The organism is Cupriavidus sp. WGlv3, assembly GCF_023952475.1.
GTDB classification, from domain to species: domain Bacteria; phylum Pseudomonadota; class Gammaproteobacteria; order Burkholderiales; family Burkholderiaceae; genus Cupriavidus; species Cupriavidus phytorum.
On sequence record NZ_JALHRX010000007.1, the window covers coordinates 165,664 to 189,813 of the forward strand.

The following is a 24,150-nucleotide window of genomic DNA, read 5'->3' on the forward strand; positions in this document are numbered from 1 at the left end:
GCCGGGGATCTCAGCCCAGCCTGAACTGCCCCACCGCCCCGGCAAGACTGCTGGCCTGCGTCTGCAGCGCCGCCGCCGCCGCGGTCGACTGCTCCACCAGCGCAGCGTTCTGCTGCACCATCTGGTCGAGCTGGCTCACCGCCATATTCACCTCTTGAATGCCGCGCGTCTGTTCCATCGTCGCGTGAGTGATCTCGTTAATGATTCCGGTCACTTTCGAGACGTTGCTGACGATCTCGCCCATGGTGTCGCCGGCGCGGCGCACCTGTTCGGAACCGGAGGCGACGCTGCCTACGGTGGTCTCGATCAGGATCTTGATCTCGCGCGCGGCCTGGGCGCTGCGCTGGGCCAGCGCGCGCACTTCGCCGGCAACGACGGCGAAGCCCCGGCCCTGGTCGCCGGCGCGCGCGGCTTCGACAGCAGCGTTCAGCGCCAGGATGTTGGTCTGGAAGGCGATGCCCTCGATCACGCCGATGATGTCCGACACCTTCACCGACGCGGTCTCGATCTGCCCCATGGTGCTGATCACTTCGCCGATCACCACGCCGCCGTCGCCGGCCACGCGCGAGGCGGCGGCGACGGATTCGTTGGCGTGCTGCGCCGAGCTGGCCGACTGGCCGACGGTGGCGGTGATTTCTTCCATCGACGCGGCGGTCTGCTGCAGGCTGGCGGCGGCGGACTCGGTGCGGCGCGACAGGTCCATGTTGCCGGCGGCAATTTCGTCGGACGCGGCGCGCACCGATTCGCTGGCGTCGCGGATCTGGCGCATGATGGTGCAGAGCTTGTCGGCGAAGGTATTGAAGGCGCGCGCGATCTGCGCGACCTCGTCGTTGCCGTCGGCGGGCAGGCGCTGGGTCAGGTCGCCGTCGCCGGAGCCGATCGCGTCCATGGCGTCGCGCACGGTTGACAGGCCGCGCAGCGACATCGTCGCCACGCCCCACACCACCGCGGCGGCGACGCCGGCGATCAGCACCAGCGCGATCACCGAGGCGAACAGCACGGAGCGCATGCCGGCGGTGGCCTCGGCCTGGTCCAGCGCGACGATGACCAGCCAGTCGGTGCCGGGGATGGCGCGCGCGCCGAGCAGCTTGGCGCTGCCGTGCACGTCGACTTCCAGCGGCGTCTTGGCGTCGGCCAGCGCGGCGAGCTTGTCGGCGCTCAGCGCGGGCACGAGTTCCGTGACGGGCTTTAGCGTGAGCTTGTCGTCGGTGTGGGCGACGATGTTGCCGTCCCTGGCCACCAGCATGCCGAAGCTGGCCGGCGACGGGTGGATCGCCTTGACGTTGGCGATCACCGTATCCATCGCCACATCGCCGGACACCACGGCCTGCACCGCACCGTCGCGCACCACCGGCGCGGCAAACGCCACCACCAGCTTGCCGGTGCCGGCATCGACGTAAGGCGGCGTGACCACGGGTTTGCCGGCCGCGGCGGCCTGCTGGTACCACGGGCGGCCGGTGGGGTCGTAGCCGGGCGGGATGCCTTGCGGGTTGGAGAACTTCGCGGTCTTGTCGGCGTAGCCGACGTAGACGTTGGTAAAGCCGCCGGCCTGCGCGATCTGCCTGAGCGCGGCATCGGGTTCGGGCTGCAGCACGGCGTCCTGCAGCGAATCGATCATCCGGCTGTGCGAGGCCACCCAGTCGACGATGGCGCTGGCGTGGCCGCTTTGCACTGCGGCCAGGCTGCTGTCGATGGCGTCTTCGTTATGGCGATTGGCAACGAACTGGTTCAGTGCCGTATTGATGGCGAGCGCGGCGACCACGATGGCGACGCACAGGGCGACGATCCGCGCGCGGATGGTAATGAACATCAAGGGGAATCCTTCGTAAGGAATCGTTGGGGGCGTTTGCAGGAATCTGCGGCGTGGGATTTCCACTCCGCTGTATACGGAGCGCGGCCTCCCGACTTGAGCGATGTGATGCATTCGCGCGCGGTGCCGGGCGTTGACGAGACAATGCCCCGCATACCGTTGCGATCGTCTGGGATCTCCTGCGCGCCTATGCAAAGCAATGCACGGACTTTTTCACAATGGATTACAAAGATTTACAACGGATATGCGAACTGCGACATATGCTGCGATCAACCCACGAACAACAATGCGGAGAACCCACCGTGTCAGTCCTTTCTAATACTTCTGCACCGTTGCGACTGCTGGCCCTGAGCGGCGTGCTTGCACTGGCCGCCTGCGGCGGTGGCGGCGGCGATGACGGCCCCGGGCGCGGCACGCTGCAGGTATCGATGACCGATGCGCCGGCCTGCGGTTTCAACAATGTCTTCGTCACCGTCAACAAGGTGCGCGTGCACAGCAGCGCCAGCGCCGAGGCCAGCGCCGGGGGCTGGGTCGATATCGACGTCGTGCCCGCGCGCAGGATCGACCTGCTGTCGCTGACCAACGGCGTGATGACGGTGCTGGGCCAGACCGCACTGCCGGCCGGCGATTACCAGCAGGTGCGCCTGGTGCTGGACGCCAACCGCGGCAGCGGTGCCTCGGCCCTGGCCAATTCGGTGGTGCCCGTGGGTGGCGCCGAGCAGCCGCTCGACACGCCCAGCGCGGTGCAGTCGGGCATCAAGATCAATCGTCCGTTCACGGTGGCGCGCGACACGCTGACCGACCTGGTGCTCGACTTCGACGCCTGCAAGTCGGTGGTGACGCGCGGCAATGGCACCTATGGCCTGAAGCCGGTGGTGACCGCGATCCCGATGACCGTCAGCGGCGAAGTCAACGGCGTGGTGGCCGCGGCCCCGGGTGCGCGCGTCTACGCCGAACGCAACGGCGTGGTGGTGAAGTCGACCGTGGCGGATGCCAACGGCAGCTTCCGCCTGTCGCCGATCGAGCAAAGCAGCACGGCCGGTCCGGTCGACGTGGTGGTGGTGCCGGGTGCGGCCAACGCCAAGGCGGCGGGCATCGTGCGCGCCGTGCCGGTGGTGGTGGGCACGCCCACGGCGATCTCGACCGCTGCGGCGCCGATGACGCTGCCGGCATCCACCTATCGCCGCGTCTCGGGCGTGGTGGCGCCGGCTTCGGCCGAAGCCACGCTGCGCGCGCTGCAACTGGTCAGCGGCGGCACCTTTGAAATCGCCGCGACCGCGGCGGCCAGCGATACCGGTGCCTACAGCCTGTTCGCGACCGAACCCGCGCTGCCGGTTGCCGCGCCGGTGATCGGCACCTACCAGGCCGCGCTGCCGATCCCGCTGTCGCCGGATGGCGCCGCGGCAGGCAAGTACAGCATCCAGGCCACCAGCGTTGGCGGGGCCGTGCAGGCGCAGCCCGCGGACGTCAATATCGCGGACGTGCTGCTGAATTTCTCGTTCTGAACCCGGGGGATCGGGGAGCGGGCCGGAAGGGGGCATTGCCCTCTTCCGGTTTTTTCATGGGCGATCGGTTTGGCCGCCATCGCCACCGCACCGTTACCGCATCGCGCGGTTTCCCGCTAGACTGCCAGTCTCGCGTCTCGGGAGACCGCGCCATGCCAGCACGCACCGCGGCGAAGGCCGCATCCACGCCTGCCGCAACCTCTGCGGCCGCAACCAAAGCCGCAACCAAAGCCGCGTCCAAATCCCCATCGACCGCGCCATCGCGCAAGGCCGCCGCGCCGGCTCGGCTGGTGCGCGTCGGCATCGGCGGCTGGAACTACGCGCCGTGGCGCGACAACTTCTATCCCGCCAAGCTGGCGCAGTCGCGCGAACTGGCCTATGCCAGCCGGCATCTCAGCGCAATCGAGATCAACAGCACCTATCACGGTACGCAGAAGCGCACCTCGTTCGCCAAGTGGCGCGACGAGACGCCGGATGACTTTGTCTTTGCGGTGAAGGCCTCGCGCTTTGCCACCAACCGCCGCGTGCTGGCGGAGTCCGGCGACTCCATCGCGCGCTTTATCGACAGCGGCATTGCCGAGCTGGGCAGCAAGCTGGGGCCGGTGGTGTGGCAGTTCGCGCCGACCAAGCAGTTCGATGCGGAAGACTTCGAGGCCTTCCTGCAATTGCTGCCGGCCTCCGTCGAAGGCGTGACACTGCGCCACGTGCTGGAGGTGCGGCACGACAGTTTCAGGTCGGCCGACTACCTCAAGCTCGCGCGCAAGTACAAGGCCGCGACGGTTTTTACCGACGCGCAGAAATTCCCGTCGATGGCCGACCTGACCGCGGATTTTGTCTACGCGCGGCTGATGGAAAGCAGCGCGAAGCTGAACACCGGCTATGGTCCGAAGGCGCTCGACGCATGGGCCGCACGCGCGCAGACGTGGGCGCAGGGCGCGCAGCCGGATGACCTGCCGATGCTCGAGGACCGCAAGCCCGCGGCACGCAAGCGCGAGGTCTTTATCTTCTTTATCAACGGTGCCAAGGAACGCGCGCCGGCCGCCGCTCAGGCCCTACTGGAGCGGCTGGGCTGGAGCCCGTCCGCCGCCGCGGATGCCTGACGCCGGCTCGCTATAATCGCGCATGAACTCGACCCCCGTCCAAGCCCCCGCGCCGCCGCCAGCCGGCCCCGCTTTCTCCACCCTGCCCTTGTCGCCCGCCATGCTCGCCACGCTGGCGCAGCTGGGCTATGACGAAATGACGCCGATCCAGGCGGCCAGCCTGCCGATCACATTGGCCGGCCAGGACCTGGTGGCGCAGGCCAAGACCGGCAGCGGCAAGACCGCGGCGTTCGGGCTGGCGCTGCTGCACCGGCTCGAGCCGCGCCGCTTCGACGTGCAGGCCATGGTGCTGTGCCCGACGCGCGAGCTGGCCGACCAGGTCACGCAGGAGATCCGCCGCCTGGCGCGCGCCGAAGAGAACGTCAAGGTGCTGACGCTGTGCGGCGGCGCGCCGATGCGCCCGCAGGTCGACAGCCTGATCCACGGCGCGCATATCGTGGTCGGCACGCCGGGGCGAATCCTGGACCATATCGATCGCGGCAGCCTGGACTTGTCGGCCATCAACACGCTGGTGCTGGACGAGGCCGACCGCATGCTCGACATGGGCTTCTTCGACGATATCGCCTATGTGGCCAGCCGCTGCCCGCGCGACCGGCAGACGCTGCTGTTCTCCGCAACCTATCCGCCCGGCATCGACAAGCTCAGCCACCGCTTCCTGCGCCATCCGCAGTCGCTCAAGCTGGAGGCGACGCACGACAACAGCACCATCCGCCAGCGCTTCTACGAGGTGGAAGAAAGTGAGCGTCTGAACGCCGTGGGGCGGCTGCTGGACCACTTCCGGCCGGCCAGCACGCTGGCGTTCTGCAATACCAAGGCGCGCTGCCGCGACCTGGTGGAGCTGCTGCGCGCGCAGGGCTACCAGGCGCTGGCGCTGCATGGCGAACTGGAGCAGCGCGAGCGCGACCAGGTGCTGGTGCAGTTTGCCAACCGCAGCTGCTCGGTGCTGGTGGCCACCGACGTGGCCGCACGCGGGCTGGATATCGCGCAACTCGAAGCGGTGATCAATGTCGAGATCACGCCCGACCCGGAAGTCCACGTGCACCGCATCGGCCGCACCGGCCGCGCCGATCAGGAGGGCTGGGCCTTCAGCCTGGTCAGCATGGACGAGATGGGGCGCGTGGGCAATCTGGAGCAGCACCACGGCGGCGAGTTCGAATGGCACCCGCTGGCCGAGCTCACACCGGCCAGCACCGAGCGCCTGCTGCCGCCGATGGTGACGCTGCAGATGCTGGGCGGCCGCAAGGAAAAGATCCGCCCCGGCGATATCCTGGGCGCGCTGACCGGCGAGGCCGGCTTTGCCAAGGAGCAGATCGGCAAGATCAATGTGCTGGAAATGTCGACCTATATCGCCGTCGAGCGCAGCATCGGGCGCGAGGCGGTGAAGCGGCTCAACGCCGGCAAGGTCAAGGGCAAGAAGGTGAAGGTGCGGATGCTGACCGAGTAGTGCGGGCGGCGGCAGTAGTGGCGGCGCCACACCCTTGCTTACAAAGATTAGCGTAAGTCACCCTGTAAGCCCGCGCGATCCTTTGCTACTCTGTTTCCATTGGCAGCAAGGCAGGTAGCGCCAGCCGCATGTTTTCTCGACGGAAAAGGAGTTGGTGATGAAAACCGCACGCCAGGTTCTGGAGTCCAAGCCGAGTCAGGCCATCTACAGCATTCCGCCCACGGCGTCCGTCTATGCCGCGCTGCAGCTGATGGCCGAGAAGGGCATCGGCGCGCTGCTGGTCATCGAGCATGGCGAGATCAAGGGCATCCTCAGCGAGCGCGACTACGCGCGCAAGGTGATCCTGATGCAGCGCACCTCGCGCGAGACGCTGGTGCGCGACATCATGACCAACGCGGTGATCTACGTCAGCGCCAACCAGACTACCGACGAATGCATGGCGCTGATGACCCGGCACCGGCTGCGCCATCTGCCGGTGATGCAGGGCGACGAGCTGATCGGCATGCTGTCGATCGGCGACCTGGTCAAGGACATCATCTCGGAACAGCAGTTCATCATCGAGCAGCTGGAGCATTACATCACCGGCGGCGGCCACTAGCGTTTGCATCCGCCTGAAGCAGGGCCGCCTTGCAGCGGCCTGCTTCGTCCCTTCCCTTGACGGCGAGGCAGCAGCGCCGCGCGCGGTCGCCTGCAGTCCATCCGATCCTCCGCAAGCACGATATTCGCTGGCCGCATATAATTATGCGTTCGCTGAATTAGGCCATCCGCTCCGGCATCACGCCCTCCCCGCGCGGTTCCCGGCCCCGATTCCCTGCTTTTGACGTTGCTTTCGCCGCACATTGCTGCGGCCTTGTGCTGCCCATGTCTTCGCCCGCTTCGCCCGCTTCGCCCGCTTCCGCCAGTTCCACCGGTCCCGCCGTCTCCGCTGTTGCTTCCTCTGCCGCCAACGCCCTGCCCGCCCATGACCACCGCGCGGTGATGCGCGTGATCGGCGGCATCGTGCTGTGCATCCTGCTGGCCGCACTCGACCAGACCGTGGTGATCCCGGCGGTGCCGGCAATTGCCAATGACCTGAACGGCTTCGGCCACCTGTCGTGGATCGTCACGGCTTACCTGATCGTGTCGACGGTGACCACGCCGCTGTACGGCAAGCTGTCCGACAGCTTCGGGCGGCGGCGCCTGCTGATGGTGGCGATCACGCTGTTTATCGGCGCCTCGGTGGCGTGCGCGCTGGCGCAGACGCTGGGGCAGCTGATCGTGTTCCGCGCGCTGCAGGGCGTGGGTGGCGGCGGGCTGATGTCGCTGGCGCAGGCCGCCATCGCCGACGTGGTGGCGCCGCGCCAGCGCGGGCGCTACCAGGGCTACCTGGCCACGGTATGGGCGGTGGCGTCGATTGCCGGGCCACTGGTGGGCGGCTGGGTCTCGGACCACATGTCGTGGCGCTGGCTGTTCTGGGTCAATGTGCCGCTGGGGCTGCTGGCGATGTTGCTGTGCTACCGCGGCCTGGCCATGCTGCCCGCGCGCGGTGGGCGCGCGCGCGTGGACTGGCTGGGCGCGCTGCTGCTGGCGGTGGCCATCGTCGCCTTCCTGCTGGCGATGAGCTGGGGCGGCGATGTCTATGACTGGCTCTCGCCGGAGCTGGGCGCCCTGCTGCTGGCAGCCGTGGCCGCGGTGTTGCTGCTGACCTGGCAGGAGCGCCGCGCGGCCGACCCGATGCTGCCGCCGCGCCTGTTCGCCAACCGTGCCTATGTGCTGGGCGTGGCCGCGTCGGCGCTGGCCGCGCTCGACATCTTCCTGTGCATCTTCGCCCTGCCCCTGCACTTCCAGCTGGTGCGCGGCGCCGATGCGTCGACCTCCGGCCTGCTGGTGATGCCGTTCCTGCTGGCGACAGTGGCGGGCAACTTTATCGTGGCGTGGCTGGCGCCGCGCGTGGGCCGCATGCGCGGCATCCTGACCGCGGGCTATATCGCCGGCGCGCTGGGGCTGATCGTGCTGGCGCTGGTGACGCCGGCGGTGCCGGTGGCCGTGGTGCTGGCGGCGATGTCGCTGGCCGGGGTGGGCCTGGGCATCACCATGGTGGCGACGCTGATGAGCGTGCAGAACGCGCTGGAGCGCCGCGATACCGGCGCCGGCACCGGTGCGCTGCTGGTGCTGCGCTCGCTCGGCAGCGCGCTCGGCGGCGCGCTGGCCGGCACGCTGCTGACGCTGGAATTCCGCCAGGCGCTGGCGGCTTCCGGGGTCACGCAGGCGCTGGACCTGGGCGCGCTGCGCCACGGCAGCGAGGCCTTCGCGCAGCTGTCGCCGTCGGTGCGCGCGGTGCTGGCCGGTGGCGTCGAATCCGGCTTTCACCTGATCTTTGCGGTGGGCGCGGCGGCGGCGGTACTGGCGCTGCTGATCGTGCGGCGCATGCCGGACGTGGAGTTGCGCAGCAGCGTCACCGAGCACGCCGCCACGCTGGCGATGGACTCATCCGCGGCGGCATCGGGCAGGCCGCCATCGGCGTAGACTACGCGTACCCGAACCAGCGAGCCGAACATCGGAGCCCCGTCGCCATGAGCCGTCGCCCCCTGCCTTTCCGCCTGTCCGTTCCCCTGGCTGCCGCCCTCACCCTTGCAGCCGCTAGCGCGTCCTTGATGCCGGCACCACTGCGCGCCGCCGACAAGCCCGCCGTCCCTGCCGCCGCTGGCACCTGCCCGGCATCGCTCAACTTCACCTTCCCGCGCCTGCAGGACGATGCGCCGCAGAACCTGTGCCAGTACGCGGGCAAGGTGGTGCTGGTGGTCAATACCGCGAGCTATTGCGGTTTCACGCCGCAGTACGAAGGGCTCGAGGCGCTGTACGCCAAGTACAACGCGCGCGGGCTGGTGGTGCTGGGCTTCCCGTCCAACGACTTCTCGCAGGAGCCGGGCTCGCAGAAAGAGATCGCGGACTTCTGCTACAACACTTACGGCGTCAAGTTCCCGATGCTCGGCAAATCGCATGTGCGCGGCAGCGAGGCAAATCCGATGTACGCGCTGCTGGCAAAGCAGACCGGCACCACGCCGAAATGGAACTTCTACAAGTATTTGATCGGCCGCGACGGCAAGGTGGTGGCCAGTTACGGCAGCCGCACCACGCCAGACGACAAGGAACTGGTGGCGAAGATCGAATCGCTGCTCGCCGCGCCGCGCTGAACAGCGATCCGCCACGCGGCCGGGCTCAGTCGCGCACCAGCCCTTCGGCCCGCATCGCTTCCTGCACCGCTGGCCGCGCCGCAACGCGCGACAGGTATTGCTGCAGCGCCGGGTGGTCGTTCAGCGGCAGCCTGAGGATGCGGGCCCAGCCGACGATGGTGAAGCAGTACGCATCGGCCACCGTGAAGGTGTCGCCCGCCAGGTACTGGCGGGTTTGCAGGTGCTGGTCGAGTTCGGCAAAGCGGCGCTGCAGCTTCGCCTTGCACTCGTCCTGCGTGCTTTGCGCGGTTTCCTTGTGCCACAGCCACGGGCTGAAGACCTTGTGCAATTCGGTCGATACCAGCGTGATCCATCCGGTGGCTTCGAGGCGCTCGCGCGTGCCGGCGGCGGGCAGCAGCTTGCGTTCGGGAACGAGGTCGGCGATGTATTGCAGCAGCGACGCCACTTCGGTATGGCGCGAGCCGTCGTCCAGCTGCAGCAGCGGCACATAGCCGCGCGGGTTGACGGTGTAGTAGTCGTCGGTGCCGTTCTCGGGTACGGCCAGCTTGTGGGTGTGCAGGTCGACCCTGGCCAGCGTGACCGGCAGGCCGGCTTCGCGCAGGGCGATATGGACGGCCATCGAGCAGACGCCCGGAGTGTAGTAGAGCTTCATCGCGATCCTGTGGTGGTTGCCTGGCCGCCACGCCATGCGGCGGCCGTGCAGGCAGTCTAGGATCGGGGCCCTTATGCAGCAATGCGCGTCCTTGCGGACGCGCATTGCAGATCTGCACAGGAAGATGGACGTGCCGGCTTACTCGACTTCGCGGAACAGACGGCCCCAGCCGCGCAGTTCGCGCGTATCCACGCCGCACAGCCGCAGCGACTTCCACACCACCGTGGAGATGGTGTCGTACAGCGGGATGCCGGTTTCCGCTTCCAGTTCTTCGGCCAGGTGCGCGGCGCGCAGGTTGGTGCAGAAGGTGGTGATGGCCTGCGGCTGGTGCTGCGCCAGCCCGCGCACCATCTCGCGGATGGTGTCTTCCTCGACCTCGGCGAAGCTGTAGTTCACGTGCAGGTCCAGGTGGCTTTCGGCCACGCAATGGAAGCCGCTGCGCTCATAGTTGGCGATGATGCGCTGCTGCACGTCGTCCAGGTACGGGGTGGCCAGGCCGAAGTTGCGCGCGCCGGTTTTTTCCAGGATCTCGTTCAATGCCAGCACCGAGGTCGTGGCAGGGATGCCGGTGGCTTCGGTGATCTGCTTGCACAGCGCTTCGTCCTTGTCGAAGCCGAGCCAGCCAGACGAGGTGCCATTCCAGGCGATGACATCGACGCGCGCGTCGGCCAGCAGGCTGGCGGCGGCCAGGATCTTGTCGAGGTTGAACTGGCCCAGGGCCTGGTCGCGCAGCGAGATCTCGGTGACGGTGAAGCGCGAGAAATGCGCGCTGACATTGGGCAGGCCGGCCACCATCGCGCTGGTGATGGGCTCGAGCGCGGTGTTGGAAGACGGCGTCAGCATGCCGAGTCGGATTTGCTTGGTCATTGTGGTTCTGGTCTCAGGAGTGAGTGCGGGCGCCGGGACGTTGCCGGCGCCTGTCGCGGGATGTCTTCTGTTTGCGGAACTCGGTGATCCGACGGGTCTTCAGACGGGAATCTTAGTCTCGTAATCGATCGCGGTGGAAGCCAGCAGCAGGCCCACGCCGGCCGCGGCGAAGAACATCAGCGCGAGGAAGTACGAGCCGGTGAACTGCACGATCATGCCGACGATGATCGGCACCGAGATGCCGCCGATATTGCCGCCCAGGTTCATCACGCCGCCCAGGAAGCCGACCTTGTTGCGCGTGCCCAGCATCGACGGCACGCACCAGAACAGGCCGCACCAGCGCAGGAAGAACAGCGTGGAAGACAGCAGCACGACCACCACCACCGGGTCGGTGACATAGGCCACCGAGAAGATCGACGCCGTCGCCACCACCGCGGCGATGCCGAACAGCGTGCGCATCACCACGTTGGGCCGGCCGCCGGCTTCCTTCCATTTGTCGGCGATCCAGCCGCCGATCAGTTCGCCGACGAAACCGCTGAAGAAAATGATGAAGCTGGCGCCGCCCATTTGCTTGATGTCGAAGCCGTGCACCTTGTTCAGGTAGTTGGGCATCCAGGTCAGCAGGCCGTAGAACACCGTGTTGAAGCACATCCAGCCGATCGCCATGCACCACACCGAGCGGTACTTGAAGAAGTCGAGCGAGCGGCCCGACAGGTTGGCCGGCTCGGCGCGGTGCTCACTGGCCAGCGCTTCCTCGATGTAGCGCGCTTCCAGCTCGTTGACGCCGCGGTGCTCGCGCGGGGAGTTGCGCACGTAGTACCAGGCCAGCACGCCGGCCAGCACCGTGCCGACGCCGGCGACGATAAAGGCCAGGCGCCACGAACCCAGCGAGGCGATCAGCCAGGTGATGATGATCGCGCCCAGGGCCGCGCCCAGCGGGGCGCCGCCGTCCAGCAGCGTGGCGCCGCGGCCGCGCTCGTTCTGCGTCATCCAGATTGCGTTGAGCTTGCCGCCGGCCGGGTAGATCGGCGCTTCGGCCGCGCCCAGGCCCAGCCTTGTCAGCAGCAGCGAGGTGGCGTTGGTGGTGAACGCCGCCACGGCCTGGGCAATGCCCCAGAACACGGTGGCGCACGCAATCACGATGCGCGGCTTGTACTTGTCGGCCAGCATGCCGCCCGGCACCTGCATCAGCGCGTAGGTCCAGAAGAAGGAACTGAGGATCAGGCCCTGCATCGCAGGGCTGAGATCGAACTCCTTGGCAATCAGCGGCATCGCCACCGACAGCGAGGCGCGATCGATGTAGTTGATCGCGATGAGAAACAGCATCATCAAAAAAATCTTCCAGCGCACCGAGGTCCTGGCCTCGGTCATCGCTGTTGCCCGCGTTGTCGTCTGCATGACGGCGTCTCCTGTTTTCGTCCTTTGGTTGAGGCAGTTCTGATGGGGTGTCGCGCAACAGGCCGGAGTATAGGATACGTAATCTGTAATTACAACGCGTGTAAGTCGTTGATTTTACGATGTTACGAATGCACAATTTAGGGGTGTGGTAGCCTTGCTGTGGTGCATTTCCCCATTTTGGTGACGTCTGTGACACAAACGCTTTCCCCCTCCGCGCGCCTGCGCACGCTTGGCATGTCGGCCGAAATCGCCGCGCGGCTGCGCACCATGATTGAAGAGGGCGAACTGCCGCCCGGCGCGCGCATCGACGAGCGCGCGTTCTGCGAGACCTTCGATGTGTCCAAGACGCCGCTGCGCGAGGCGCTGAAGGTGCTGGTGTCGGAGGGGCTGGTGCTGCATCGGCAGTACATCGGCTACCGCGTTGCGCCACTCGACCTGGAAGAATTGCGCGCCACCTTCGAGACCCTGCACGGGCTGGAGGCGCTGGCGGGCGAACTGGCGGCGCAGCGGCTGGGTGCGGCGGCGATGGCCAAGCTCGAGCGTCGCCACCAGGCCATGATCGACGCCCACGCCGCCGGCCGGCGCACCGACTATTTCCGCATCAACCAGGAAATCCACCAACTGATCATCGATGGCGCCGCCAATCCGGTGCTGGCCAGCGTCTACGCGACGCTGATGAGCAAGGTGCACCGCGCGCGTGGTGCCGCCAACGCCGATACCCTGCGCTGGCAGGAGTCACACGAGGAGCACGAGGCCATCATGGCCGCGCTGCGCGAACCCGGCCGGCCGCGGCTGGCGCAGGTGCTGCGCAGCCATTCCGAGAACACCGCCCGGGAAGTGCTGACCGTGGTGGCGCAAACGCTGGCCGAAGGCAACGCGCGCAACGGCGCGCTCAAGCAATCTGCCTGAACCCCTTCCAAGAACACACACCACCCAACGACGACAATGAAACTGGTTCGAGTAGGCAACCCCGGCGCCGAGCGCCCGGGCATGATCGATGATGCCGGCCACGTGCGCGACCTGTCCGGCGTGATCCCCGATGTCGATGCGGCGCAGCTGGCGCCGGCCGCGCTGGAAGCGCTGGCGCAGGTCGACCCGCACACCCTGCCTGTCATCGAAGGCGCGCGTTTTGGCGTGCCCTGGACCGGTATCGGCAAGATCGTCGCGATTGGCCTGAACTATGCCGACCACGCTGCCGAAGCCGGCATGCCGCTGCCGGCCGAGCCGATCGTGTTCCTGAAGGCCAGCAGCTCGCTCAATGGTCCCAACGACGCGGTGATGCTGCCGTTCGGCTCGCACAAGACCGACTGGGAAGTGGAGCTGGGCGTGGTCATCGGCACCACCGCGCGCAACGTCTCGCGCGAGCAGGCGCTGCAGCACGTGGCCGGCTACTGCGTGGTCAACGATGTCTCGGAGCGCGAATTCCAGATCGAGCGCGGCGGCACCTGGGACAAGGGCAAGGGCTGCGACACCTTCTGCCCCGCCGGCCCGTGGCTGGTAACGCGTGACGAAGTGGCTGACCCGCAGGCGCTGGGGCTATGGCTGGAGGTCAACGGCGAGCGCGTGCAGCAGGGCACCACCGCCACCATGGTGTTCGACGTGGCCACGCTGGTCAGCTATGTCAGCCGCTTCATGACGCTGCTGCCAGGCGACCTGATCGCGACCGGAACGCCGCCCGGCGTCGGCATGGGCTGCAAGCCGCCGCGCTTCCTCAAGGCCGGCGACACCATGCGGCTGGGCGTGGACGAACTGGGCGAGCAGTTGCAACGTGTGGTGGCGTACGGCGAGCGCTGACCGCGGCCGCTGCAAGGGTTCCCCGTCGATACGCTTTCATACAAAGCGTTGGGTTTCCACACAAAGCGTACGATTAGGGCAACAGTTCTGGCGCGGAAAGCGGCCGGATTACATGGTTTTACATGAAATCGGGGGCCTGACGTTTCGTTCGCCTTTTCTGCGTGAAATACTGGTTATACAGGTTTCGCCAGAGAGCAAAACGCCATGTCCGAGCACGCCCCCGAAATCGAGTCTTACCTCGGCGCCACCCTCCAGTCCTCCGCGTCATCGCTGAAGTCACCGCTGAAGCATCGATACTGCGCGCTGGCCGATACCCTCGACAGCCGCGCCGAACTCGAAGCGATCCGGCGCAATATCCACCAGCATCCCGAACTGGCCTTCGACGAGGTCCGCACTGCCGGCCTTGTCGCCACCTTGCTCGAAGGGTGGGGCTACGCGGTCACGCGCGGCGTGGGCGGCACCGGCGTGGTGGGTACGCTGCGCTGTGGCGAGAGCGGCCACAGCGTGGGCATCCGCGCCGACATGGACGCCCTGCCGATCCACGAGCGCACCGCGCTGCCGTACGCCAGCGTCAACGCCGGCCGCATGCACGCCTGCGGCCACGACGGCCATACCGCGATCCTGCTCGGCGCGGCGCGGCAGCTGGCGCGCACGCGCAATTTCAATGGCACCGTCCACCTGATCTTCCAGCCGGCCGAGGAAATCGGCGCCGGCGGCGGCGCCGAGCGCATGCTGGCCGACGGGCTGTTCGAGCGCTTTCCCTGCGATGCCATCTTCGGCCTGCATAACCATCCGGGCGTGGAGCAGGGCACATTCCTGTTCCGTTCGGGCCCGTTCATGGCGGCGTGCGACACCGTCACCATCACCATCCGCGGCAAGGGCGGCCACGCCGCGCGGCCGCACCAGTCGGTCGATCCGATCCTGGTGGCGGGCAGCCTGGTGATGGCGCTGCAGTCGGTGGTGTCGCGCTATGTCGATCCGAACGAAACCGCGGTGGTGACGATCGGCACGCTGCACGCCGGGCACGCGCCCAACGTGATTCCGGACAGCGCCCGGATGGAACTCAGCGTGCGTTCGTTCAGCCCGGAAGTGCGCGCCGCGCTGGAGCAACGCATCCGCCAGCTCGCCACGGCGCACGCCGAAGGCTACGGCGCGGTGGCCGAGATCGACTACGTGCGTGGCTACCCGGTGCTGGTCAACAGCGAGCGCGAGACCGAGTTCGCGCGCCAGGTGGCCGAGGAACTGGTCGGCGGCGGCAAGGTGGTGGACCAGGCCGCGCGCATCGCCGGCAGCGAGGACTTTGCCTACTTCCTGCAAGAGCGCCCCGGCTGCTTCGTGCGGCTGGGCAACGGCGCCAACCAGCCGCTGCTGCACAACGCCGGCTATGACTTCAACGACGACAACCTGACCGTCGGCGCGGCCTACTGGACCCGGCTGGTGGAGCGCTACCTGGGCAACTGAGCCCGGGTTCCGCGCTCCAGGGCCTTAACGGAAGAACGCGCTCGGCGGCACGCCGAACTGGCGCCGGAACATGGTCGCGAACGCGCTCGGGCTGTCGTAGCCCAGGTCCAGCGCCACATCGACCACCTTGCTGCCGGCCGCCAGCTTTTCCAGCGCGGCCAGCAGGCGCGCCTGCTGGCGCCATTGGCCGAAGGTCATGCCGGTCTCGCGCGCAAAGCGGCGCTGGATGGTCTTGGGGTCCAGCCCCAGCCGCGCGCCCCAGTCGGCCAGCGTCAGCGCGGTGTCGGGCGCGCCGGCGATGGCGTCGCAGATCTGCCGCAGGCTGGCGTCCGCCGGACGCGGCAGGTGCAGCGGCAGCGACGGCACCAAGAGCACTTCATCGAGCAGCAGCCGCATCAGCCGGGCATCGCGCGTGTCGGGCGCATAGGGCAGGGCGATCTCCACCGCGGCCAATATCAGCTCGCGCAGCAGCGGCGAGATGCCCAGCACGGTGCAGCGCTGCGGCAGGTCGGGCGCGGCATCGGGGCGGATATAAGCGGTGCGCATTTGCACGCGGCCCACCATGCGGATCCAGTGCGTGGTGCCGCCCGGCATCCACATGCCGCGCGTCGGCGGCACGATCCACTGGCCTTCGGCCGTGGCCACCACCATCACGCCGTGCACCGCGTGGATCAGCTGCGCGTGCGGGTGCTGGTGCGGCTGGGTCATGTGACCGGGCAGGTAGTCGGCCGCCATCGCGGTGACCGGCAGCGGGCTGCGGTCGAAGCGAAAATAGGGCGGCGGATCGGCGTAGGTGTCGCCCAGCGCCAGCGTTTCGGGGGTGGGGTCGGGCAGCGGCTGTCGCGACCGGCGACTCACGGGGGCCGCGGCGGAAAGAGGGCGGGGGGCGCGCGCCATGTCCTTTTCTCCAAGGTTGCGGACCTATTCTCGCAGGACAGGCGCCGGTACGCCAGCTAGCATCGGTGCTCAGATTGTTCCCGGCCGGCGCCCCCGCTGGCCGCTTTCCGTTTGTCGAGAGCCGCCAATGAGCACAACCATCGACTCCGCGCCGGCTGGCGCAGCCCCCGCCACTCCGTCGCTTGCGCCGTCCCCGCAGGCGGAACGCACCGGTTTCCGCGTGCTGTCCGCGATCAGCTTCGCCCACTTCCTCAACGACATGATCCAGTCGTTGATCCTGGCGATCTATCCGATGCTGAAGGGCGGCTTCAACCTCAGCTTCACCCAGATCGGGCTGCTGACCATGACCTACCAGGTCACCGCGTCGCTGCTGCAGCCGGTGGTGGGGCTGTACACCGACAAGCATCCCAGGCCGCATTCGCTGGCGGTGGCGATGGCCTTTACGCTGGCCGGCCTGCTGCTGCTGTCGGTGGCGCCCAGCTACGGCGTGCTGCTGGTGGCCGCGGCGCTGGTCGGCACCGGTTCGTCGATCTTCCACCCGGAGTCGTCGCGCGTGGCGCGCATGGCGTCGGGCGGCCAGCACGGGCTGGCGCAGTCGATCTTCCAGGTGGGCGGCAATGGCGGCAGTGCCATGGGTCCGCTGCTGGCGGCGCTGATCGTGCACCAGCAGGCCAGCCTGGCGTGGTTCTCGCTGGCGGCGCTGGTGGGCATCGTGGTGCTGTGGCGCATCGGCGGCTGGTACGCGCGCCAGCTGGCGCAGGGCGCGCGTAAGCGCAAGGCCGCCGGCGCGGCGGCCAGCCCGGTGGCCACGCGCGTGGTGGTGCGGGCCATGGTGGTGCTGATGGTGCTGGTGTTCTCCAAGTACTTCTACATGGCCAGCCTGACCTCGTACTACACCTTCTACCTGATGGAGCGCTTCGGGCTGGCGCAGCAGGACGCGCAGCTGCACCTGTTCCTGTTCCTGTTCGCGGTCGCCGCCGGGACCATCCTGGGCGGCCCGATCGGCGACCGCATCGGCCGCAAGCGCGTGATCTGGGCCTCGATCCTGGGCGTGGCGCCGTTCACGCTGCTGCTGCCGCACGTGGGCCTGTTCTGGACCACGGTGCTGACCTTCATCATCGGCTTTATCCTGGCCTCGGCGTTCTCGGCGATCCTGGTGTTCGCGCAGGAACTGATCCCCGGCAAGGTCGGCATGGTGTCGGGGCTGTTCTTCGGCTTCGCCTTTGGCATGGGCGGCATCGGCGCCGCGGTGCTGGGCGGCATGGCCGATACGCACGGGATCCGCGCGGTGTACGAGTACTGCGCCTACCTGCCTCTGCTGGGCCTGCTGACGGTGTTCCTGCCGGATCTGCGCGAGGGTCCGCAGCGCGCGTGAAGCGTGGCTTAGTCGCCTGACTTGCCTTCGCCGCCATCGCCCGATGGCGGCTCGAACATGCGCAGCCAGCGGCGCAGCAGCGCGGCCAGCTGCGCGCGCTCCGTCGCGGTCAACCCTTCCAGCAGGCGGTGCTCGTTGGCCACGTGCAGCTCCACCGCGTGGTCGACGCGCGCGCGGCCGGCGTCGGTCAGCGCCACCAGCAGCCCGCGCCGGTCGTCCGGATTGGGCTCGCGCCGTACCAGCCCGGCCCGCTCTAGGTGATCGAGCCGGTTGGTCATGGTGCCCGAGGTGATCATCAGCGAGCCGATCAGCGCGCCCGGCGACAGCGCATAGGGCGGCCCGGCCCGCCGCAGCGTCGCCAGCACATCGAACTCCCACGGCTGCAGCCCGGTCGCGCCCAGCGCGGCTTCGATCGCCCGGCCGGTATGGCGGTTGAGCCGGCCCAGCCGCCCCAGGATGCCCATCGGCGAGGCATCGAGATCGGGGCGTTCGCGCGCCCATTGGGCGAGGATGCCGTCGACATGGTCGGGGATGTCTTCGGATTTGCGGCGGACAGTCATCAGGGCAGGCAGGCAGAACGAAGCGGATCGAAGTATCTTGACATCAACCGATCGCCTTCGTAAAGTGAATTATCTTGACGTCAAGAATATCGACATGAAGGCGAACGCCATTTCCACGACCGGGGCAGCCGGCCCGAGCCTGAGGGACATCCTGATGACCGGCCTGGCCCCCGCGATCTGGGGCAGCACCTACCTCGTCACCAGCCAGTGGCTGCCACCGGGGCAGCCCTTGCTGTCCGGCGTGATCCGCGCGCTGCCGGCCGGTCTGGCGATGCTGGCCTTCGGCAGGCAGTTGCCGCAGGGCGGCTGGTGGTGGCGCGCGGCGGTGCTCGGCGTGCTCAATATCGGCTTCTTCCAGGCGATGCTGTTCATCGCCGCCTACCGCCTGCCCGGCGGCGTGGCGGCCACGGTCGGCGCGATCCAGCCGCTGATCGTGGTGGTGCTGGCGTGGGCCTGCCTGAGTGCGCGGCCGCGTCCGGCCGCCTGGATGGCCGGCGCGGGCGGGTTGCTGGGCGTGGCGCTGCTGGTGCTCGGGCCGGCCGCCAGGCTGGATGCCGTCGGCGTGGCGGCGGCGGCCGCGGGGGCGGTGTCGATGGCGGTGGGTACGGTGCTGACGCGCCACTGGCAGCCGCCGGTCTCGCCGCTGGTGCTGACGGCATGGCAGTTGTGCGCGGGCGGGCTGTTTCTGCTGCCGTTCGCGCTGGTGCTGGAACCGCTGCCGGGCACCTTCACGCTGGCCAACTGGCTCGGCTACGCGTGGCTCAGCATAGTCGGCGCCGGCTTCAGCTACGCGCTTTGGTTCCGCGGCGTGGGGCGCATGCCCTCGTCGGCGGTGGCGGCGCTGGGCTTGCTCAGTCCGGTCAGCGCGACGGTGCTGGGCTTCCTGGTGCTGGGGCAGGCACTGACCGCGGTGCAGGCGGCCGGCGCGCTGCTGGTGCTGGGCAGCGTGTGGCTTGGCCAGCGCGCAGCCGCGCCCGCCACGGTGGCGCGTACGCAGGCGGCCTGATGTCATCCGCGAAGGGTGCTGCTGCCGGGTGGAATTTTGCGGCATCATGGCGGGCACTCGAGTCAGACCTGCCCCGTTTCCGCCGACGCCGCCGACGATGCCAGCCGCCCCAGACCCTTCCGCCGCCCCCGCCACGCCGCCTTGCGAGCGCTGCCTGGCGCTGGCCGACGATCCGCGCCGGCGCGAGCCGCCGGCCTGCCTGGCGCTGCGTGGCACGGCGCCGGTGGTGACCCAGAGCGCCGCCGGGGTGCCGTACAGCATGCTGTCGTTTTGCTGCCGCGACTGCGGCACGGGCTGGCGGCTCTACGACCGTGCCAACGAGCTCTTTGTCTCCTGGGTGCCGGAGCGGCCGCTGGAGCGCTGAGCGCTGAGCGCGCCGCATGATCGGCTAAGATAGCGGCTGTTCCGCCTCGCGCCCGCCGGTTGCGGCGCGGCCGCTTCCGTCGAATCTCTCCCGCTTTCCCATCATGGCCTTTCCCTTCCGCTCGTCGCTGCTGGCCGCAGCGTGCGCATTCACTGCCGCCGCAGTGGCTCCCGCTAATGCCACCGCGGCCGACGCCTATCCCAGCCGCCCGATCCGCCTGATCGTCGCGTATCCCACCGGCGGCATCAGCGACACCGTCGCGCGCGCGCTCGGCGAGCGCCTGTCGGCGCAGATGGGTACCTCGGTGGTGGTGGAGAACAAGGCCGGCGCGGGCGGCAGCATCGGCATCGATGCGGTAGCCAAGGCTGCGCCGGACGGCTACACCCTCGGCTTTGCCGCCACCAGCCCGCTGACGCTGAATCCGCATGTGGGACGCGTCAACTACGATCCGCACAAGGACGTGGCGCCGGTGATGAGCGTGATGTACTCGCCGGTGCTGGTGGTCGGGACTTCCGCCTTCAGCGGCAAGAGCTTTGCCGACGTGGTCGGCCAGGCCGGCGCCAAACCGGGTTCGGTACGCTGGGCCACGTCGGGCCTGGGCACGGTCGGCCATGTGGTGCTGGAACAGGTCAAGCAGAAGTCGAAGGCCGACATCGTGCTGATCCCGTACAAGGGCGCCGGCCAGCAGATGAACGATGCGCTCGGCGGCCAGTTCGAGGTGATGAGCACCAACGCCAGCCCGGTGTTGAGCCAGCATATGCAGGCCGGCCGCCTGCGCGCGCTGGCGGTGGGCGCACCCAGGCGCCTGGAGAGCCTGCCCGCCGTGCCGACGCTGGCCGAGCTGGGCTACCCCAAGGCCAACCTGACTTCCACCTTCGGTGTGTTCGCGCCGGGCAAGACCCCCGCGGCCATCATCAACCGCCTGAACGCCGAGCTGAACAAGGCGCTGGCCGAGCCGGAAGTCCATGAGCGCCTGCTCAAGGGCGGTGAAGTGCCGACCGGCGGCACGCCGGCGCAGTTTGCCAAGGCCATCCGCGAAGAATCCGCGGAGAACGCCCGCATCGTCAAGGAAGCCGGCATCAAAGCCGACTGAATCACCAGCCGGGCGCCGGCGCCAAGCTAGGCCGCATCGAGCCGGCTCCCCAACCCGTACACCGATGACAGCCGCACACCGTTGTGCGGCCACAGCGCCAGCTTGGTGCGCACGCGCGACAAGTGGCTGTCCACGGTGCGCGAGGCCGCGTCCATGTGATAGCGCCAGACCTGGTCGACCATGGTCTGGCGCAGCACCAGCGAACCCAGGTTGCGGAACAGCAGCACCGCCAGGTCGAATTCCTTCGGGGCCAGCAGCACCGGCTTGCCCTGCACCCACACCTGCCGCTCGGTGGTGGCAAAGCGGAACGGCCCGTGTTCCAGGTCGCAATCCGCGCTCGCCGGCCGCGCGCGGCGCAGCAGCGCCAGCACGCGCGCGGCCAGTTCCGCAGTGCGCAGCGGCTTGGGCACGTAGCTGTCCGCGCCCTGCGCCAGGCAGGCCGCGACAAAGCCTTCTTCGTTCGAGCCTCCGGTAAGCATCACCGGCATCTCGTTGCCCAGGGTGCGGCGCACCCACGCCAGCACTTCCAATGCCGGCAGGCCCGGCGTATCGCAATCCAGCATCAGCAGGTCGAACGACCTGCCGCGCAGCGCGCCGATCAGCGCGCGCCCGCTGAGGTAGCGCGTGCACTGGTGGCCGTTCAGGCGCAGGGTCTGTTCGATGCTGACGGCGAGGGTGGGGTCCGCCTGCAGCGCGGCGATCTTCACGGACGTGGCTCCTGTGCGCGGACGCACCGCAGTGCGCCGCCGGGATGGACACAGCTCGACAAACAGGTTGTGCGGGCACGGGTCGGCCCGCAGCGAAGCCCATGGTAGGAGCGGCCCGCTGAGGCGAGAAGTAAAAGATTGTTGAAAGGCGAGATTGAGCGCTTTCCTATTCGGGCGGGCCGCGACACCGGATTAAATGTCCCGCTGATGGCCAGCTACGTCGGAGGCAACATGGGAAAGAAAACGGCATCGCGCATTGCATCGCTCGAGGACGCGCCCGCGGATGCGGCGCTGATCCGCCAGGTCGTCGCCAGCGCGGGATACGAGTGCGTGACCTTCGGCGAAAGCCGGCGCCTGCTGCTGGCGCTGCGCGACGCCGGCTTCGACCTGCTGCTGCTGGACTGGCAGATGCCCGACCTGTCCGGGCGCGAGGTGCTGGCCTGGGTGCGCACCCACCTGGACCGGCGCATCCCGGTCATGTTCCTGAGCTGCCGCGATGCCGAGCACGATATCGTCAGCGCGCTGGCCGCCGGCGCCGATGACTACATGGTCAAGCCGATCCGTCCGGCCGAGTTGGCCGCACGCATAGACTGCCTGTTGCGACGCGCGTATCCGGCGCAGGCATCGCCGCACGCGCCGCTGCGGCTGGGCGACTACGCCTTCGACTGCGCGCTGCGCCGGGTCACCTGCAACGGCCAGCCGATCGGCCTGACGCCCAAGGAGTTCGACCTCGCGGTGCTGCTGTTCCGCCATGAAGGCCGCATCGTCACGCGCGACCACATCACCGCCGCGGTCTGGGGCCGCGAGATCTCGCCGATGTCGCGCACCATCGATACCCACGTGTCGCGCGTGCGCAGCAAGCTTGGGCTGCAGGCCGAGCACGGCATGCGGCTGACCCCGGTCTATACGCACGGCTACCGGCTGGAGCGCCTGGCACACGCCGAGCGTGCCGCGGCATGACGGCGCGCCCGCTGCGCCTTGCGCTGGTTGCCGCGGCGTTGTGCCTGGGCGGCAGCCGGCTGGCGCGACGCAGCCGCAGCGCTGCCGCGGTGCCGGCGCCGGCAAGCGGCTGCGACGCGCGCGACCCGGCCGCCGTGCACGACATGCTGCTGCATGTGCTGGGCCACGACCTGCGCCAACCCAATGCCTCGCTGCTGGCGTGGCTGGCGCTGCGCCAGACCCGCTCGCAGGCCGATGCGGCGCTGCTGGCGCAGGTGGGCGGCCATGCGCGCCGCTCGCTGCGCCATATCGATGACCTGAACCGGCTGCTGCGCGAAACCCGGCATGCCTACCGGATGCGGCGGATCGCCATGGAAACCCTGCTCGATGAAGCGCTGGACCGAGTCTGGACCGAAGCCGGCGAGGCCGGGATCCGGCTGGAACGCCCGGCCGGGCGCCTGCCACGCTTCGGCGGCGACGCGGCGATGCTGGCCGGCACGCTGGAATGGCTGCTGAGCAGCGCCATCGGCGCGGCGGCGCAGGGCACGGCCGTGCGCACCGCGTGCCGCGGCCATGCCGGTGGCGTGGCGCTGTCGATCGTGTTCCAGCCCGCCGACGACGCGGGCGCCGCGCAACTGGCCCGGCCCGGATCCGCGCTGCTGTGCGCGCAGCGCGTGGTGGCCCGCCACGGCGGCCTGCTGGTGCCGCTGCAGCCGATGCTGGGCGAAGGCGCGCAGGCCGGCTGGTACCTGTGGCTGCGGCGCCGGCCGCGCCCATGAAAAAAGGCACCCGAAGGTGCCTTTTGCCAGGAACTGCTGATCAGGTATCGATCAGAAGATGTGGCGGATACCCAGGGCAGCGCCGGTCTGGTTGTTGCGGCCCGGCATTTCGGTGGTGGTGCCGCCCGAAACCTTGTTGAAGTCAACCGTGCCGTAAACCTGGGTGCGCTTCGACAGCGAGTACTCGGCCAGCAGCACGCCGGTGTAGCGACGGCCGTTGTTGTTGTTCACGCCGTTCTTGTTCTCGACGTAGTCGCCGTAGAACACGCCGGTCAGCGCCAGGGCCGGGGTGGCCTGGTAGGTCAGGCCGATGTAGCCGAGGGTGTCCTTGCGCGGGTTGCTGGCAGCGCCGGCTGCGACCACGCCCGGTGCCGGAGCGGCAGCCGAGTTGTTCAGGAAGCCGTTGTCGATGACGCCGGTGCGGTCCTTGCCGCCGATGTAACCGACGAACAGCTTGGCCGGGCCAAAGGCGTACTTACCGGCAGCGCCCCACATTTGCTGCTTGTTGCCGTTGATATCGCGGATTTCCTGGTACACGCCGCCGATGCCGAACGGACCGAACGAGTAGGCGGCACGGGTGCCCCAGTACTGGTTCTGGCTCATGCTGCCCGGCTGCTCGCCGAAGCCGTAGCTGGCGCCGACGTCCAGGCCGCCGAACTTGCCGGCGTAGCTGACCACGTTGTTGTTGCGGAACTGGGTCAGGAAGAACGGCCAGGCGTTGTTGGTGTAGTTGCCGATGGTCAGCGGATCGTAGTCGCCGAAGAAATTAAAGCCTTCGGTGTACTGGCGGCCCAGCTTGATCGTGCCAAAGTCGCCCGACAGGCCGACGTACGCCTGACGGCCAAACAGGCTGTTGTTCTGGTTGGCGCGGCCGGTATCCGGGTCAAAGCCGCCTTCCAGCTGGAAGATCGCCTTCAGGTTGTTGCCCAGGGCTTCGCTGCCCTTCATGCCCCAGCGGCTGTTGGTGATGGCGCCGTTGGTCAGTTCCCACGAGTTGTCATTGTTGGCGTTCGCGTTCGTCTGGAAGCGGATGCTCTGGTCGACGATACCGTACAGGGTGACGGAGGTTTGGGCGAAAGCCGAACCTGCCAACAGGCTGCCGGCTGCGAGGACGATGGCCGATTTCTTCATGGTGCTCCTTTTCTGTCTTGTACTGTGCCCTTCGCCGGATCACGGCGGGGATAAGGTCTACGTTTCGTGTAAACGCCGCGAAAATTTAACAAAAC

The 24,150-nt window shown here is 68.2% G+C and carries 23 protein-coding genes; 15 read left to right on the forward strand and 8 right to left on the reverse strand.

The window, feature by feature from the left end; genetic code table 11:
• Positions 1-10 precede the first annotated feature (10 nt).
• Positions 11-1,810: a methyl-accepting chemotaxis protein gene (locus tag MKD38_RS14475; RefSeq protein ID WP_252677797.1), complete on the reverse strand. Its 1,800-nt coding sequence runs from the start codon at positions 1,808-1,810 to the stop codon at positions 11-13.
• Between the two features lie 302 nt (positions 1,811-2,112).
• Between MKD38_RS14475 and MKD38_RS14480 the strand changes: the two genes are divergently transcribed.
• The 6 genes from MKD38_RS14480 (at position 2,113) to MKD38_RS14505 (ending at position 9,032) form a co-directional block, all read left to right on the forward strand.
• Positions 2,113-3,315: a DUF4382 domain-containing protein gene (locus tag MKD38_RS14480; RefSeq protein ID WP_252677798.1), complete on the forward strand. Its 1,203-nt coding sequence runs from the start codon at positions 2,113-2,115 to the stop codon at positions 3,313-3,315.
• 152 nt (positions 3,316-3,467) lie between these two features.
• Complete coding sequence (locus MKD38_RS14485) at positions 3,468-4,415, forward strand: DUF72 domain-containing protein (RefSeq protein WP_252677799.1); 948 nt, start codon at positions 3,468-3,470, stop codon at positions 4,413-4,415.
• Between the two features lie 22 nt (positions 4,416-4,437).
• The gene (dbpA, locus tag MKD38_RS14490) at positions 4,438-5,859 is read left to right on the forward strand and encodes an ATP-dependent RNA helicase DbpA (RefSeq protein ID WP_252677800.1); all 1,422 of its coding nucleotides are present in this window, start codon (positions 4,438-4,440) and stop codon (positions 5,857-5,859) included.
• Between the two features lie 157 nt (positions 5,860-6,016).
• Entirely contained in the window at positions 6,017-6,457 is a 441-nt protein-coding gene (locus tag MKD38_RS14495; RefSeq protein ID WP_092315278.1) for a CBS domain-containing protein, read from the forward strand.
• A gap of 380 nt (positions 6,458-6,837) precedes the next feature.
• Entirely contained in the window at positions 6,838-8,364 is a 1,527-nt protein-coding gene (locus MKD38_RS14500) for an MDR family MFS transporter (protein ID WP_252677909.1), read from the forward strand.
• 47 nt (positions 8,365-8,411) lie between these two features.
• The gene (locus MKD38_RS14505) at positions 8,412-9,032 is read left to right on the forward strand and encodes a glutathione peroxidase (protein WP_252677802.1); all 621 of its coding nucleotides are present in this window, start codon (positions 8,412-8,414) and stop codon (positions 9,030-9,032) included.
• A 25-nt stretch (positions 9,033-9,057) separates the two neighbouring features.
• Here MKD38_RS14505 and gstA read toward each other — a convergent pair whose 3' ends face one another.
• The 3 genes from gstA to MKD38_RS14520 form a co-directional block, all read right to left on the reverse strand.
• Positions 9,058-9,684, reverse strand: a complete 627-nt coding sequence (gene gstA / locus MKD38_RS14510; protein WP_252677804.1) for a glutathione transferase GstA — start codon at positions 9,682-9,684, stop codon at positions 9,058-9,060.
• Between the two features lie 138 nt (positions 9,685-9,822).
• A complete protein-coding gene (locus MKD38_RS14515) occupies positions 9,823-10,551 on the reverse strand; it encodes a maleate cis-trans isomerase family protein (protein ID WP_018314317.1) in 729 nt (242 codons plus the stop codon).
• Between the two features lie 99 nt (positions 10,552-10,650).
• Positions 10,651-11,949 carry an MFS transporter gene (locus MKD38_RS14520; protein ID WP_252677806.1) on the reverse strand — a complete coding sequence of 433 codons (1,299 nt, stop codon included), beginning with the start codon at positions 11,947-11,949 and terminating at the stop codon, positions 10,651-10,653.
• A 234-nt stretch (positions 11,950-12,183) separates the two neighbouring features.
• Between MKD38_RS14520 and MKD38_RS14525 the strand changes: the two genes are divergently transcribed.
• From MKD38_RS14525 to MKD38_RS14535, 3 genes are all read left to right on the forward strand, one after another.
• The gene (locus tag MKD38_RS14525; RefSeq protein ID WP_252677910.1) at positions 12,184-12,858 is read left to right on the forward strand and encodes a GntR family transcriptional regulator; all 675 of its coding nucleotides are present in this window, start codon (positions 12,184-12,186) and stop codon (positions 12,856-12,858) included.
• Positions 12,859-12,894: 36 nt separating this feature from the next.
• Positions 12,895-13,743 (forward strand): fumarylacetoacetate hydrolase family protein, encoded by an 849-nt coding sequence (locus MKD38_RS14530; RefSeq protein WP_252677808.1) that lies wholly within the window; start codon positions 12,895-12,897, stop codon positions 13,741-13,743.
• A gap of 204 nt (positions 13,744-13,947) precedes the next feature.
• Positions 13,948-15,204, forward strand: coding sequence for a M20 aminoacylase family protein (locus MKD38_RS14535; RefSeq protein WP_252677810.1), 1,257 nt, complete (start codon positions 13,948-13,950; stop codon positions 15,202-15,204).
• Positions 15,205-15,228: 24 nt separating this feature from the next.
• Here the strand turns inward: MKD38_RS14535 and MKD38_RS14540 are convergent, their stop codons facing one another.
• On the reverse strand, positions 15,229-16,101 hold the full coding sequence (locus tag MKD38_RS14540; RefSeq protein ID WP_252677811.1) for an AraC family transcriptional regulator: 873 nt from the start codon (positions 16,099-16,101) through the stop codon (positions 15,229-15,231).
• A 127-nt stretch (positions 16,102-16,228) separates the two neighbouring features.
• On the opposite strand from MKD38_RS14540, the gene MKD38_RS14545 reads away from it, so the two are divergent.
• Positions 16,229-17,476 carry an MFS transporter gene (locus MKD38_RS14545; protein WP_252677812.1) on the forward strand — a complete coding sequence of 416 codons (1,248 nt, stop codon included), beginning with the start codon at positions 16,229-16,231 and terminating at the stop codon, positions 17,474-17,476.
• A gap of 8 nt (positions 17,477-17,484) precedes the next feature.
• Here the strand turns inward: MKD38_RS14545 and MKD38_RS14550 are convergent, their stop codons facing one another.
• Positions 17,485-18,036: a MarR family winged helix-turn-helix transcriptional regulator gene (locus MKD38_RS14550; protein ID WP_256504893.1), complete on the reverse strand. Its 552-nt coding sequence runs from the start codon at positions 18,034-18,036 to the stop codon at positions 17,485-17,487.
• A 94-nt stretch (positions 18,037-18,130) separates the two neighbouring features.
• Here MKD38_RS14550 and MKD38_RS14555 point away from each other — a divergent pair, with 94 nt between their 5' ends.
• The 3 genes from MKD38_RS14555 (at position 18,131) to MKD38_RS14565 (ending at position 20,499) form a co-directional block, all read left to right on the forward strand.
• Positions 18,131-19,042 carry an EamA family transporter gene (locus MKD38_RS14555; RefSeq protein WP_252677813.1) on the forward strand — a complete coding sequence of 304 codons (912 nt, stop codon included), beginning with the start codon at positions 18,131-18,133 and terminating at the stop codon, positions 19,040-19,042.
• Positions 19,043-19,139: 97 nt separating this feature from the next.
• On the forward strand, positions 19,140-19,406 hold the full coding sequence (locus tag MKD38_RS14560; RefSeq protein WP_092315260.1) for a hypothetical protein: 267 nt from the start codon (positions 19,140-19,142) through the stop codon (positions 19,404-19,406).
• 103 nt (positions 19,407-19,509) lie between these two features.
• Positions 19,510-20,499 (forward strand): Bug family tripartite tricarboxylate transporter substrate binding protein, encoded by a 990-nt coding sequence (locus MKD38_RS14565; RefSeq protein WP_252677814.1) that lies wholly within the window; start codon positions 19,510-19,512, stop codon positions 20,497-20,499.
• A 26-nt stretch (positions 20,500-20,525) separates the two neighbouring features.
• Here MKD38_RS14565 and MKD38_RS14570 read toward each other — a convergent pair whose 3' ends face one another.
• Positions 20,526-21,206 carry a response regulator transcription factor gene (locus MKD38_RS14570; RefSeq protein WP_252677815.1) on the reverse strand — a complete coding sequence of 227 codons (681 nt, stop codon included), beginning with the start codon at positions 21,204-21,206 and terminating at the stop codon, positions 20,526-20,528.
• Between the two features lie 231 nt (positions 21,207-21,437).
• Here MKD38_RS14570 and MKD38_RS14575 point away from each other — a divergent pair, with 231 nt between their 5' ends.
• Positions 21,438-22,166, forward strand: a complete 729-nt coding sequence (locus MKD38_RS14575; protein WP_252677816.1) for a response regulator transcription factor — start codon at positions 21,438-21,440, stop codon at positions 22,164-22,166.
• The gene (locus tag MKD38_RS14580) at positions 22,163-22,924 is read left to right on the forward strand and encodes a sensor histidine kinase (protein WP_252677817.1); all 762 of its coding nucleotides are present in this window, start codon (positions 22,163-22,165) and stop codon (positions 22,922-22,924) included. The genes MKD38_RS14575 and MKD38_RS14580 overlap by 4 nt, the downstream gene beginning before the upstream one ends.
• A 51-nt stretch (positions 22,925-22,975) precedes the next feature.
• Here MKD38_RS14580 and MKD38_RS14585 read toward each other — a convergent pair whose 3' ends face one another.
• Positions 22,976-24,055, reverse strand: coding sequence for a porin (locus tag MKD38_RS14585; RefSeq protein ID WP_116335805.1), 1,080 nt, complete (start codon positions 24,053-24,055; stop codon positions 22,976-22,978).
• Between the last annotated feature and the right edge of the window lie 95 nt (positions 24,056-24,150).